The 12,766-nt window shown below is 68.6% G+C and carries 13 protein-coding genes; 11 read left to right on the top strand and 2 right to left on the bottom strand.

Going from position 1 to position 12,766, the window contains the following annotated elements:
• The first annotated feature begins 124 nt into the window (after window positions 1-124).
• The 3 genes from GO606_RS20720 to GO606_RS20710 all read left to right on the top strand — a co-directional run bounded on the left by GO606_RS20720 (window position 125) and on the right by GO606_RS20710 (window position 1,615).
• Complete coding sequence (locus GO606_RS20720; protein WP_246979813.1) at window positions 125-487, top strand: SPW repeat protein; 363 nt, start codon at window positions 125-127, stop codon at window positions 485-487.
• A 240-nt stretch (window positions 488-727) separates the two neighbouring features.
• A complete protein-coding gene (trxC, locus tag GO606_RS20715) occupies window positions 728-1,168 on the top strand; it encodes a thioredoxin TrxC (protein WP_169116607.1) in 441 nt (146 codons plus the stop codon).
• A 105-nt stretch (window positions 1,169-1,273) separates the two neighbouring features.
• Complete coding sequence (locus GO606_RS20710; RefSeq protein ID WP_169116608.1) at window positions 1,274-1,615, top strand: zinc ribbon domain-containing protein YjdM; 342 nt, start codon at window positions 1,274-1,276, stop codon at window positions 1,613-1,615.
• Between the two features lie 31 nt (window positions 1,616-1,646).
• Here GO606_RS20710 and GO606_RS20705 read toward each other — a convergent pair whose 3' ends face one another.
• Complete coding sequence (locus tag GO606_RS20705; RefSeq protein ID WP_169116609.1) at window positions 1,647-3,644, bottom strand: GumC family protein; 1,998 nt, start codon at window positions 3,642-3,644, stop codon at window positions 1,647-1,649.
• Window positions 3,645-4,060: 416 nt separating this feature from the next.
• Entirely contained in the window at window positions 4,061-4,882 is an 822-nt protein-coding gene (locus tag GO606_RS20700) for a spermine/spermidine synthase domain-containing protein (protein WP_169116610.1), read from the bottom strand.
• A 95-nt stretch (window positions 4,883-4,977) separates the two neighbouring features.
• Between GO606_RS20700 and GO606_RS20695 the strand changes: the two genes are divergently transcribed.
• The 8 genes from GO606_RS20695 (at window position 4,978) to GO606_RS20660 (ending at window position 12,761) form a co-directional block, all read left to right on the top strand.
• On the top strand, window positions 4,978-5,163 hold the full coding sequence (locus tag GO606_RS20695; RefSeq protein WP_169116611.1) for a CopG family transcriptional regulator: 186 nt from the start codon (window positions 4,978-4,980) through the stop codon (window positions 5,161-5,163).
• A gap of 89 nt (window positions 5,164-5,252) precedes the next feature.
• The gene (locus GO606_RS20690; RefSeq protein ID WP_169116612.1) at window positions 5,253-5,486 is read left to right on the top strand and encodes a type II toxin-antitoxin system Phd/YefM family antitoxin; all 234 of its coding nucleotides are present in this window, start codon (window positions 5,253-5,255) and stop codon (window positions 5,484-5,486) included.
• A gap of 1 nt (window position 5,487) precedes the next feature.
• A complete protein-coding gene (locus tag GO606_RS20685; protein WP_169116613.1) occupies window positions 5,488-5,919 on the top strand; it encodes a type II toxin-antitoxin system VapC family toxin in 432 nt (143 codons plus the stop codon).
• 32 nt (window positions 5,920-5,951) lie between these two features.
• Window positions 5,952-6,164 carry a type II toxin-antitoxin system RelE/ParE family toxin gene (locus tag GO606_RS20680; protein ID WP_246979810.1) on the top strand — a complete coding sequence of 71 codons (213 nt, stop codon included), beginning with the start codon at window positions 5,952-5,954 and terminating at the stop codon, window positions 6,162-6,164.
• Between the two features lie 116 nt (window positions 6,165-6,280).
• Complete coding sequence (locus GO606_RS20675) at window positions 6,281-6,847, top strand: aminodeoxychorismate/anthranilate synthase component II (RefSeq protein WP_169116614.1); 567 nt, start codon at window positions 6,281-6,283, stop codon at window positions 6,845-6,847.
• 65 nt (window positions 6,848-6,912) lie between these two features.
• Window positions 6,913-7,944, top strand: a complete 1,032-nt coding sequence (gene trpD, locus GO606_RS20670) for an anthranilate phosphoribosyltransferase (protein ID WP_169116615.1) — start codon at window positions 6,913-6,915, stop codon at window positions 7,942-7,944.
• An 8-nt stretch (window positions 7,945-7,952) separates the two neighbouring features.
• Window positions 7,953-8,741: an indole-3-glycerol phosphate synthase TrpC gene (trpC, locus tag GO606_RS20665; RefSeq protein WP_169116616.1), complete on the top strand. Its 789-nt coding sequence runs from the start codon at window positions 7,953-7,955 to the stop codon at window positions 8,739-8,741.
• 12 nt (window positions 8,742-8,753) lie between these two features.
• Complete coding sequence (locus tag GO606_RS20660; RefSeq protein WP_169116617.1) at window positions 8,754-12,761, top strand: translocation/assembly module TamB domain-containing protein; 4,008 nt, start codon at window positions 8,754-8,756, stop codon at window positions 12,759-12,761.
• The last annotated feature ends 5 nt before the right edge of the window (window positions 12,762-12,766 follow it).

Genomic DNA, 12,766 nt, shown 5'->3' with positions numbered 1-12,766 from the left:
TGAGGTGAAGCCGAGAATCTGCCCACCGCGCGGCACGGCATCGTCAGGTGGAGTGCTTTGCCGGCCGCAGCGGCGCAGCACTTCTCTCGGGCGCCGACCTGTGCGGCTGATGGAGGGAAATGGTATGACGATGAAAGTGAAGCACTGGCAGGATCCCGCCAACCTCGTGCTGGGGTTGTGGATGGTGGTTTCGCCCTGGGCGCTGGCCTATCAGGCGGAAACGAACGCGGTGTGGAGTGCCGTGATCGCCGGCGCACTGGTTGCTGCGCTCGCGCTGTTCGAGCTCTTCCAGGTCAAGGCCTGGGAGGAATGGGGCAACATGGCCCTCGGCCTCTGGATGGTGATCTCGCCGTGGGTGCTGGGCTTCGCGACGAGCGCCGGGGCGATGTGGAACGCCGTGATCGTCGGTCTTGCGGTTGCCGCGCTTGCGCTGTGGGCGCTGGCCACCGACAGGGATATCGGCGGATGGTGGAGCCACGCGGCCTGAGACGAGTCGGGCGGGCAGTCCGGCCGGTGGCCGGGCTGCTTTCGGGCGGACCGCGCGAGTTTCCGCGCGGTCCGCCTTTCTGTCGCCGTGCCGGCTGGGGCAGGCAGTGCGGAGCGCAGCGGGCGGAGTCCGGAAGGCGTATTGAACCGGATCGTCCGGAGAGCCTCTGAATGAGCGATGCCGCGATCGCTTTCACCGGATGTTCTTTCCCCGTCACTCTGCACAACCTGGGAGGCCCCGATGACCACCGAAACCCTGACCATTGCCTGTCCGCACTGCCACGTCCTGAACCGCTTGCCGGGCGGCCGTCTCAGCGACGACCCGAACTGCGGCAAATGCCATCAGCCGCTCTTCACCGGCCATCCGGTCGAACTCGACGCCACGAGCTTCGACGTGCACGCCGGTCACGGCGATCTGCCGCTGCTCGTCGATTTCTGGGCGTCGTGGTGCGGCCCGTGCCGGACGATGGCGCCTGCGTTCGAGGAGGCCGCGGCGAAGCTCGAGCCGCATGTTCGGCTCGCGAAAGTCAATACCGAGGAGGCGCAGGATCTCGCGGCGCGCTACGCGATCCGCAGCATCCCGACGATGGTGCTGTTCCGCGCCGGGCGCGAAGTCGCGCGCCAGTCCGGGGCGATAAACACCGGGCAGATCCTGCAGTGGGCGAAGGCACAGGGACTGTGAGGGCGTCCGCCCGCCTGCAACGACGCTGCCGCGCGACGCAAGGGTTGCCGAGGCCGGGCGGGGCGCGGATACTGCCGGCCTTCGAACCCGATAGCCTGAGGAACCATGTCCACGATCCCCGCTTGCCCCCGATGCGCGATGGAGAACACCTACCCGGACGGCGGCAATTACATCTGCGCCGATTGCGCCCACGAGTGGCCGATCGCGGCAGCCGCCGACGCGGATGATGAGGCCGATGCGCTCGTGAAGGATGCCAACGGCAACGTGCTGGCGGATGGCGACTCGGTCGTGCTGATCAAGGACCTGAAGGTCAAGGGGTCCTCGATCACGCTGAAGGTCGGCACGAAGGTCAAGAGCATCCGCCTTGTCGGCGGAGACCACGAGGTCGACTGCAGGATGGACGCCGGCAGCTTCATGCTGAAGGCCTGCTACCTGAAAAAGGTCTGAGCGGTTTTCTTCCTGCCGGCCGCGGCTGGGGTCAAGCGGAGCGTACGTGGCGCAGCACCGGATGAGTCCGGTCGATCTCTTCGAGCGGGCGCTTCTTGCCCGCGGGCGACAGCGCTGTGTAGGCGCCCAGCATGTCGGCGGGGAGCCGCCCGACGATGCCGAACAGGTCCGCGAAACGCACGCCCTGGCGCACCAGATAGGCGATGTAGCTGTGACGCAGCGCCGCGGACGTGATCTCGTCCGCGCCGGGGATGCCGGCATCATGCGCGGCGTAAAGAAGCGTCGCATCGAGCGCGTCGGACGTCTCGCCACTCGCGGCGGGGACGACAGGGCCGTCGTCCGTTTGCGGAGGGTGTTCCCGGTACCGGCCGAGTTGCGCCTCGAACGCTGCAGACAGCGGCACGGCGCGGTCCGGCAGGAGAATGCGGTGGCCGGCCAGATCGACCGTCGGCCATTTCAGCCGCGCGAGTTCATCGAACGACAGGCCGGAAAGCAGCGCGAGCGCGCCGATGCGGGCGTCGTCGGGCAGTTCGTCGAGCAGCTGCGCGATCTCGGCTTCGTCGAGTTCGCGCGGCAGTTGCGCGGCGCCCGCGAGCAGCGCCGACGGCGCGAACTGGCCGAGCGCCTCGGGTGAGCGCGCTACCGGCAGCTGCACGCTGCGCAGCCACGCGGGCGCAATGACGAGCGACGGAGCCGGGGCAGTGCGGTTGAAAAGCTCGACGATCCAGGTCGTCAGCAGCGCCAGCAGCAGCGACGCCGTCACGCCGATCGCCGCGTCCCGGCCGTATTGGGGCCGCCACGGCTCGCCCGGCGGGAAAGCCGCTTCGAGCGTCGTCACTTCCGGGACGCGGATTCGCTCCGCGGCCTGCAGCCCGGTCGCCCTGACGACCGCCGCCCGGTGCATCTCCTCGAGTCCGGTCAGCTCCTCCTGCATGGCCTTGAACTCGCCCAGGCGCGCAGTGAACGCCTGGACCGTCCGCCGCTCGCCGCCCGCCTGTTGAGCCAGCCGGTCGACGGCCGCGCGCGCCGCCGCGACTTCCTCCTCGGCGTCGCTCAGCGCTGCCTGCTGCCCGCCTTCGCGGACCTGCTTCATCTGTTCGTCCAGGCTCGCGATCCGCATGCGCAAGGCCTTGGCGCGCGGATCGAACGCGAGGAAGTCCGGCGTGTAGGCCCGCTCCAACTCGTGCTGCTCCTCGCGCAACTGCGACGCACGCTGCTCGAGATTGGACAGCGTCGGGTTGTCGCGCGCCCGGACGATCGACTTGCCGGCCGCGATCGACTCGCGCAGCGAACGTAGTTTCGCTTCGGCTGTGACGAGCCGGTCGTTCGCCGCGTTCAGCGATTGTCCGACGCCCTTGACCTGGCTCAGGACGCGGTTTTCGTCGCGCTCGAGCGAGACGATGTCGTGGCTGAGGCGATAGTCGTCGAGCGCACGCCGCTTTTCGGCGACACGCTCTTCGAGCTTGTCGGCCTCGTCCTGCGCCTTGATCGCACGGCTGCCCGAATCCTCGCGATACCGTTCGGCGAGCTGGCCGCGGTAAGTGTCGATCAACGCGTTGACGAGCGGAGCAAGCGCGTCGGCTGGCCTGCCACTCGCTGTAAGCTCGACGACGTCGGTTCCCTCGACCGGTGTCGCCTCGAGCATCCGCCGATAGTCCTCGACGCCATCGCCGCTGTCGCCGGCTCCCGCCGGCAGCGGCGTGCCGATGCCGGCGAGCCGGGCGGCCGCTTTTTCGACGAGTGGGCGGCTCGTGAGCACTTCGACTTCGGTCAGGAACGCCGCCTGGACTGCGGCCCTGCGCTCGTCGGCGGTGTCGCCGTTGCCCGGCATGTCGATCCGCAGCCGCGCGGTGGTGCGGTATTCGGCCGGACGCGAGTAGTCGTAGATCAGGCTCGCGGCGGCGAACAGCAGGAAGCTCAGGCCGAAGACGGCGATGCGCCGCCGCTTGGGCGGGGCCGGGTGGGCGGTCGGGGCGAGGCCGGTCCAGAACGGATCGACAGTAGTGGGGCCGGAGTCGTCGCGGATCATGCTCTCGATCCGTGCAGAATAGCCGAGCAGCATGCTGCGGTGGGTGAAGGGCCGCGGCAGGTCACCGCTGCACGATCCAGTGCGCAAACGCGCAAAGCGAATCCTTCCATGTGCCTGTCTCCTTCCTCGCCGCAGCGCGTCGACTTGACGGACGGATTAAGTGGATGAGCTGCGTACGCCTATTGAAGCATTCCGGCGGCGAAAACTCATGCAGGTATTCATCCGCTTACAGTCTCGCCGGGCAGCGGCCGAGCCGTGTCGTTCCCGCTGCCTGTTGCCGGTCCTCAGCTGTTGCGAGGGGCGCCGCGGGCGGGTTTTGTCACCGCGGCGACAGGCGTTCGTGCCGCGCCTGCGGCGTGCGCAAGGTTCAGTTGAAGCGGGTATGAAATCGGGCGCGGTGCCCGGCGGCGGGGCTTTCAGCGCCGGCGCTTGCCGGACGGCCACGGGTCGTCGCGATCCTCGCGGCGGTGGTCGAGCCGGTGCCGGATCCGCTGCGCCAGCGGAACGAGGCCGAACGGATGGTCGAGGGCGAGCGCCCGGGCGCGATCGAGCAATTGCGCCCGGCCCGGCGGAAAACGCCGGTCCTTGCTCGCGAACACGATGCGGTTCGAATCTTCGTCGGCGCGCACGGCGACGATCCTGCCCTCGAAGCTGTCGCGGATGCGTGACGCATAAAGCCCGTAGCGCCGGTCGCCCGCCCACAGGTTCACCACCATCATGCCGCCCTCCGCAAGCATCCCGCAGCAGTGATCGTAGAAGCCGGCCGAGCCCAGCTGCTCCGGCATCCCCCCGGCATCGAAGCCGTCGACGATCAGCACGTCCGGTGCCTCGCCCGGGTCGCGCATGTATTCGGCTCCGTCGCGACACACCACCCGCAATCGCGGGCCGTCCGGCGGAATCCCGAACGCATCGCGCAGCGCGATCACCTCGGGGTTGATCTCGACGGCGGTGACGCGGGTTTCGGGCATCGTCTTGAAACAGTACTTGAGCAGCGAACCGCCGCCGAGGCCGATCATCGCCACATGACGCGGCGCGGGGTGGAACAGCAGGAAGCCCATCATCGTGCGGGTGTAGTCGAGCGCGAGCGCGTCCGGATCGTCCAGCGCCATCTGGCTCTGGATCGTCAGGCCGTCGAACTGCAGCGTGCGCTGGCCGTCGGCGTCGACGACGAACGGATGACCGTCGCCGCGCAGCGACAGCAAACCGCACCAGCCCGGAAGGGTTTCTCTGTCGCTCACCCGCGCCCTCCTTGCGTTTGCCCATTGCGTTCGCAACAGGTGCACACTACATTGCAAGCAATAGCACTTTCAATGTTAATTTCATGTTAATCGATATGAAAGAAAGCCGTACCGCCCGCCTGACGCTGCTGATCGATCCGCAGAAGAAGAAGCTTTTCGAGGAAATCTGCGCGAGCAAGGACCTGACCCCGTCGCAGGTCGTGCGCCGCCTGATCCGCCAGTACGTCCAGGAGAACGCGGGCAGCCGCGAGCTGCCGGAATGGTTGAAGGGCAACGACTGAGCGCGGCTTCCGGCGCCACGCCGCTACTTTGAACGTGGCATCCACCGGCGTATGATTTGACCAGTTTTATGACCAATTTGGAGCATGTCATGCGTACAGTCAGTCTGGCGGAAGCCAAAGCTCACTTTAGCGAACTCGTCACCCAGGTCGCCGGAGGCGAAGAAGTGGTCATTACCCGACACGGACAACCCATCGTTCGCCTGTGCGGGGTTGAAAAGACGAAAGTTCAGCTTGCCTCTCGCGCGCAGTTTCGCGCCCAGTTGCCATGTCTCGAGAAGCCCTCCGCGACCTTGATTCGCAGCCTGCGCGACGATGAGCGCTGAGATGCTCTACCTGGACACCAGTTTCGTCGCCCCTTTGGTGTTGAACGAGGACGCGAGTCTCCAGGTCGAGGCCTTCCTGGCGAAACAAGCGGCCGGCAGTCTGGCGGTCAGCCAATGGACGCGCGTCGAGTTTTGCAGCTTGGTGGCCCGGGAGGTGCGGATGAAGCACTTCAACACCCACACGGCGGAAGTGGTCATCGCGGAGTTCGAGGCTTTGATTCGGGAATCGTGTCAGGTCTGGTTGCCGAGCGTGGCCGACTACGACCTGGCCCGGAGCTTCGTGGCACATTTCGACTCCGGCCTGCGTGGCGGCGATGCCCTTCATCTCGCAATCGCCAAGAATCAGGGGGCTGATAAAATCCTGACCCTCGATGCCGGCCTTCTGAAAGCAGCCACGCTCCTGAAAATCTCCGCCTCACGCGGCATCCATTGAAGTTGTAGTCGGTGACAACAGAATCCGCCGGGATGACTGCACCCCCTTTCGTCGAGACCACTAACGCACTGGCAACGCTCCGTGCAAAATTGTCGGCGCTGACACAGGACATGGACGCGCTGCGTGAATACGTCCTCAAGGATTATCTGCTGCTCTACGCATTGATCGACGACGCCATTTACCTGCTCGCGATCCGCCATCAGCGGCAATTGTCGTTCGATTTCGAGGGGCATTGGGGGCGGTAAGACCAATGTCAAAGTAATGCCTGCTGTGTAGAAAAATACCCAGTAAGCAAAAAAAGCGGGTATCGAAATGAGGGTTGTGATTAACAACACAATCAAATCAATAGGATATATAGAATATGCTGCTGATGATCGACAACTACGACAGCTTCACCTACAACCTCGTCCAGTACTTCGGTGAGCTCGGGGCGGACGTCAAGGTGTATCGCAACGACGAGATCACGCTCGAACAGCTTGCGCTGATGAAACCCGCGCAGCTGGTGATTTCGCCCGGCCCGTGCACGCCGGCCGAAGCGGGCATCTCGGTGGCGGCGATTCGCGAGTTCGCCGGCAAGCTCCCGATCCTCGGCGTCTGCCTCGGGCACCAGAGCATCGGCGCGGCGTTTGGCGGCCGGGTCGTCCATGCGAAGCGCCTGATGCACGGCAAGACGTCGCCGGTGTTTCACGAAGGGCAGGGCGTGTTCCGCGGGCTGCCGAACCCGGTCACCTGCACCCGCTATCATTCGCTCGCGATCGAACGCGAGAGCCTGCCCGACTGTCTCGAGATTACGGCGTGGACCGAAGACGGCGAGATCATGGGCGTGCGGCACCGGACGCTCGCGGTCGAGGGGGTGCAGTTCCACCCCGAGTCGATCCTTTCCGACCACGGCCACCAGCTGTTGCGGAACTTCCTCGAACAGAACTGAAACCGGCGGCGGGACGCCGTGAAACGCTCCCGCGCACTTTTACGAATTGCTCCTACAGGCCCACCATGACCATCACCGCCCAGGAAGCGCTGCAGCGCACGATCGACCACCGCGAGATCTTCTATGACGAAATGCTGTCGCTGATGCGCCAGATCATGGCCGGCGAGATCTCGCCGGTGATGACCGCGGCGATCCTCACCGGCCTGCGCGTCAAGAAGGAGACGATCGGCGAGATCACCGCGGCGGCGACGGTGATGCGCGAGATGTCGACGCCGGTGCGCGTCCCGGGGGCGGACCAGAACTTCCTCGATGTCGTCGGCACCGGCGGCGACGGCGCCAACACGTTCAATATCTCGACGACGACGATCTTCGTCGCCGCGGCCGGCGGCGCGCGCGTCGCGAAGCACGGCGGGCGCAGCGTGTCGTCGAAGAGCGGCGCCGCCGACGTGCTCGAGGCGCTCGGCGTGAAGCTCGGGCTAACGCCGGAGCAGGTCGCGGAATCGATCGAGGCGACCGGCATCGGCTTCATGTACGCACCGGCCCACCACAGCGCGATGAAGAACGTCGCGCCGGTGCGCCGCGAAATGGGCGTGCGCACGATCTTCAACATCCTCGGGCCGCTCACCAACCCGGCCGGCGCGCCGAACACGCTGATGGGGGTGTTCCATCCCGACCTCGTCGGCATCCAGGCGCGCGTGATGCAGCGTCTCGGCGCGGATCACGTGCTGGTCGTCCATGGGCTCGACGGCATGGACGAAGTGAGCCTCGGCGCGGCGACGATGGTCGGCGAGCTGAAGGACGGCGAGATCCGCGAATACCAGATCCACCCGGAGGACTTCGATCTGCAGATGGTCGGCAGCCGCAACCTGCGGGTCGAAACTGCCGAGGAATCGAAGGCGGTGCTGCTCGGCGTGCTCGACAACCAGCCCGGTCCGGCGCGCGAGATCGTCATCCTCAACGCCGGCGTGGCGCTCTACACCGCGAACCTCGCCGATTCGATCGACATCGGCATCCGGCGTGCGCGCGAGCTGATCGCGAGCGGCGCGGCGCGCGCGAAGCTCGACGAGTTCATCACCTTCAACCGCAAGTTCGCGTGAGCGCAACGATGAGCGACATCCTGAACAAGATCCTCGCGGTCAAGCGCGACGAAGTCGCCGCCGGCAGCGCGGCGCGCCCCCTCGCGCAAGTCCGCGCCGAGGCCGAAGCGCTCGCTGCGCCGCGCGATTTCGTCGGCGCGATCCGCGCGAAGATCGCCGCGGGAGACGCCGCGGTGATCGCCGAGATCAAGAAGGCGAGCCCGTCGAAAGGGGTGATCCGCGAGGATTTCCGCCCCGCCGAGATCGCGTTGCAGTACGAGCGCGGCGGCGCGGCCTGCCTGTCGGTGCTGACCGACCAGCAGTTCTTCCAGGGGGCGCCGGCGTATCTGCAGGCGGCGCGGGCGGCCTGCAGCCTGCCGGTGCTGCGCAAGGATTTCCTCGTCGACCCGTGGCAGGTGTATGAGGCGCGTGCGATGGGCGCGGATGCGGTGCTGCTGATCGTCGCAGCGCTCGACCTCGCGGCGATGCGCGACATGGAGGCGGTCGCCGGGAGCCTCGGCATGGCGGTGCTGGTGGAGGCGCACGACGCGGCCGAACTCGATGTTGCGCTGCAGCTCTCCACGCCGCTCGTCGGCATCAACAACCGCAACCTGCGCACGTTCGACGTCAGCCTGCAGACGACGCTCGATCTGCTCGCGCGCGTGCCGGCGGAGCGCATCGTCGTCACCGAGTCGGGCATCCTCGCGCCCGCGGACGTCGCGCTGATGCGGGCGAACGCGGTCAATGCCTTCCTCGTCGGCGAAGCGTTCATGCGCGTGCCGGACCCGGGTGAGGGATTGCGCTCGCTGTTCGGCTGAGCCGGACCGACGATGGCGCCCGCAGTCGAGACTTCGGTGCGGCGCCGGTTTTTCCGCATCGCGGGCGGACTGCTGCTGGTCGTGCTGCTGCTCGTCGTGGCGGCGGCGCTGTTTGCGACGTGGCTGGTGCGCACCGAGTCCGGCCTGCGCTTTGCCGCCGAGGCCGTCGGACGCCTGAGCGGCGGGCAGGTCGTCGTTGTGAACGCGTCCGGCCGTCTCGCCGGGCCGCTGCAGCTCGATGCGCTGCGCGTCGTTACCCCGGACCTGCGGCTGCGGATCGGCAACCTGGCGCTGCAGTGGAACGCGGCGGCGCTGTTCGACCGCCATCTCGACATCGCGTCTGTCGCGATCGACGAAATCACGCTTGCACGCCGCCCGGCTGACGCGCCCGCTCCCGCGCAAGGCCCTCCCGCGACGCTCGAACTGCCGTTCTCGCTATCGCTGCGGGCGCTGCAGGTCGGGCGCATCGCGGTGCTCGACTGGCCGGCCGAAGGCGGCGATGCGGCGCCGGCCGAGGCAGTGAAGTTCGAACTCTCGTCGCTCGCGGCCACGCTCGCGAGTGACGGCCGGCACCATCGCATCGAAGCCCTCTCCGCGACGCTGCCGTTCGGCCACGCCAGCCTGTCGGGCGAAATGGACGGCCGCGCCGCGCCGTTCGCGTTGTCCGCCAGCGGCGTGCTGCAGGGCGAGCGGGCCGGCCGTGCCTACACGCTGAACCTCCGTGCCGACGGCGACCTGGTCACTCCGCACCTGCTCGTCGAGGCCGAAGGCGCGGGGCTTGCCGGCAGCGCCGATGTCGTCGCCGCGCCGTTCGAGCCGGTGCCGCTGCGCCGCCTGCGGGCCGCGCTCGGCGACATCGATCCGTCCGCGTTCCAGCCGGCCGTGCCCAAGGCCGCGCTGCGCGTCGAAGCCGACCTCACGTCGGCCCCCGGCGAAGCGTGGGTGCTCTCCGGGCCGGTCACGATCGAAAACCGGGCGCCCGGCACGATCGACCGCAACGCGCTGCCGGTCGAGCGCATCGCGGCGCAACTGCGCTGGACACCGGCCGAAACGAGTGCCGATGCGCTGCTCGTCGAGCTGCCCGGCGCCGGCACCGTCGCGGGAAACGTCCACTGGTCGCCCGACACCGGCACGGCGTTCGGGCGCGTGAGCGCGATGCTGCAGCTCGCCGGCATCGATCCTGCCCGGCTCGACGCGCGACTGCCGAAAAGCAAGGTCGCCGGCACCGTCGAAGCGGCAGGCGACGCGTCGCGTCAGACGGCGCGGCTCGACCTGCGCGTCGGCGCTGCGCGGATTCGTGCCGATGGCGGACTGACGGTGACGGCGACGGCGGACGACGGCGCGCGAACTCTCGTCGCAACCGGCCAGCTTGCGGCGTTCGATCCGCACGCGCTGCTCGCCCGTGCGCCTGCCGCGAGCCTGAATATGAGCTTCGAATTGCGTGGCGAGCTGGGCGAGCGGCGGCGTTTCGATGCCCGCTGGCAACTGCAGCCGAGCCGGCTCGAAGGCCGGCCGCTGAGCGGAGGCGGCCACGTCGTCATCGACGGCGAGCGGCTCGCCGACAGCGACCTCGACCTGACGCTCGCCGGCAACCGGGTGCAGGTGAAAGGCGCCTGGGGCGGGCGCGGCGACGAGCTGGAGATCGACGTCGATGCCCCGGCGCTCGCCGCGCTCGGCAATGAATTCGGCGGCCGCGCACGGATCGAGGGGGCTGTCAGCGGCACGCTCGAACGCCCCGGCGCGACGTTCGACCTTTCGGCGGCGGCGCTGCGCCTGCCGGGCGGGCTGCGGGTTGCGGGACTCGACGCGCAGGGGCGGTTCGCCGACGGCATCGACGGGCCGCTCGAACTCGCGCTCGACGTCACCGGATTGGGCCGCGGCGAGGACGAGAACCTCATCGACCGCGCGAAGCTCGGCGTCAGCGGGAAGGGTACGGACCACGTCCTCGACTTCACGGCGAGCGGCCTCGAGGACGACACGCTGCGCATGCGCCTCGCAGGCGGCCTCGTGAGGAAGCCCAATGCTGGCGGTTCGGCGGACGCCGCAGGCGAAGCGGGGGGCGCGGCCGGGCCGGACTCCGCGCCGCCCGGCGAGCCGCGCGCCCGCTTCGCGTGGCAGGGGCGCGCCGCGGCGCTCGAGACCGGCGGGCGGTTCGTCGCGCGGCTGACTTCGCCGGCGCAGCTCTACATCGGCTCCGAACGCATCGCGCTCGGGACCGCCGCGTTCGATGCCGGCGAGCGCGGCCGCATCCGGCTCGACGAGACGCAATGGACGCCGCAGCTCATCGCCGCACGCGGTTCGCTGACCGGTCTCGCGCTGCGCCTCGCGAGCCGGCCGGACGGACGCCGCGAGGGACGCATCGGGCGCGAGCGGGGGGCGCTGGTGCTCGGCGCCGAATGGGACCTGCAGCTCGGCCAGAGCGCGAACGGGACGGCGCGGGTATTCCGCGAGTCGGGCGACCTGACCGTCAGCGGCGAGCTCCCGGCGCGGCTCGGCCTCGAACATCTCGAAGCCCGGTTGACTGCGCGCGACAACCGCCTGGCGCTGTCGTGGGACGCGCGAGGGTCCGAACTCGGCGAACTGGTGGGTTCCGCGACTGCGCTGGCCGAGCGCGACCCGAGCGCGGGCTGGCGGCTCGCGCCGGACGCGGCGCTGCTCGGCTCGGCGCGGCTGGCGATGCCGTCGATTGCGTGGCTCGGGCGCCTGATGCAGGAAAACATCGTCACCGGCGGCAGCCTCGCGGCCGATTTTGCGCTCGCCGGCACGCCGTCCGACCCGCGCGCGAGCGGCAGCATCGATGGCCGCGGGCTGTCGGTCGCCCTCGTCGACCAAGGGCTGCAGCTGACGGGCGGCGAACTCCGCGCGGAGTTCGATCGCGACCGGCTGCGCCTCGTCCGGCTCGAGTTCGTGTCGCCGAATCGCGTCCGGCCCGCCGACGGGCGCGTGCCGGTGGCGCGCTTCACGCGCGAGCCGGGTCGCCTCACCGCGTCGGGTGAAATCGCGCTCGACAGCGGAACGGGCAGTTTTCGCTACCAGGCCGACCGCCTGCCGATCCTGCAGCGCCCCGACCGCTGGCTGATCCTGTCCGGCGGCGGCACCGCGCGCAGCACGTGGACCAGCCTCGACCTGGAGGCAGAGTTTCGTGCCGACGCGGGATACATCGAGCTGGCCGATTCGCCGCCGCCGAGCCTCTCCGAGGATGTCGTGATCCTCGGGCGCGAAACGCCGTCCGGCAAAGGCGGCTTCAAGCTCGCTGCCGACGTGCAGGTCACGCTCGGCGACAACCTGTACCTGTCGGCGCTCGGCGTCGACACGCGGCTCGCGGGCGAGCTGCGGCTGCGTGTGCGCGATGGCGAGCCGCTGAGCGCGGTCGGTACGATCGCGACGGTCGGCGGCACCTATCAAGGCTATGGCCAGAGCCTCGTGATCGAGCGCGGCCGGATCAATTTCCAGGGGCCACTGAACAACCCGGGCCTGAATATCGTTGCGTTGCGCAAGGGGCTCGCAGTCGAAGCCGGGGTCGCGATCGTCGGCAGCGCGAGGCGGCCGCAGGTGCGGCTGGTGTCCGAGCCGAACGTGCCCGATCCGGAGAAGCTGTCGTGGCTCGTCCTCGGCCGCCCGCCGACGGCCGGCGGCGGAGCGGACCTCGGTCTGCTGCTGCCGGCCGCTCAGGCCCTGCTCGGCGGGCCCGGCGGCGGCATGACCGAACAGCTGTCGCGCAGCCTCGGCTTCGACCAGTTCTCGATCGGGCAGGGAGAACTCACCAGCGTCACGCGCGGCGCGACGAGCCGCGTCGTCGGCGAAGGTTCGGTCGTGACCGGCGAAGGCACCGTCAGCGGACAGGTGCTGTCGCTCGGCAAGCGCCTGTCGTCGGACCTTTTCCTGTCGTTCGAGCAGAGCCTCGGCGGCGCCGAAAGCCTCGTCAAGCTGACCTACCAGCTGACCCGGCAGGTCTCCGTCGTGGCGCGCGGCGGCAACGACAACTCGGCCGACGTCTATTACACAATCTCCTTCAAATAACCGGG

It is taken from the genome of Aromatoleum anaerobium (assembly GCF_012910705.2).
GTDB lineage: Bacteria > Pseudomonadota > Gammaproteobacteria > Burkholderiales > Rhodocyclaceae > Aromatoleum > Aromatoleum anaerobium.
Note: the sequence above shows the minus strand (reverse complement) of the source record. Positions and strands in the feature narration are given on the sequence as shown.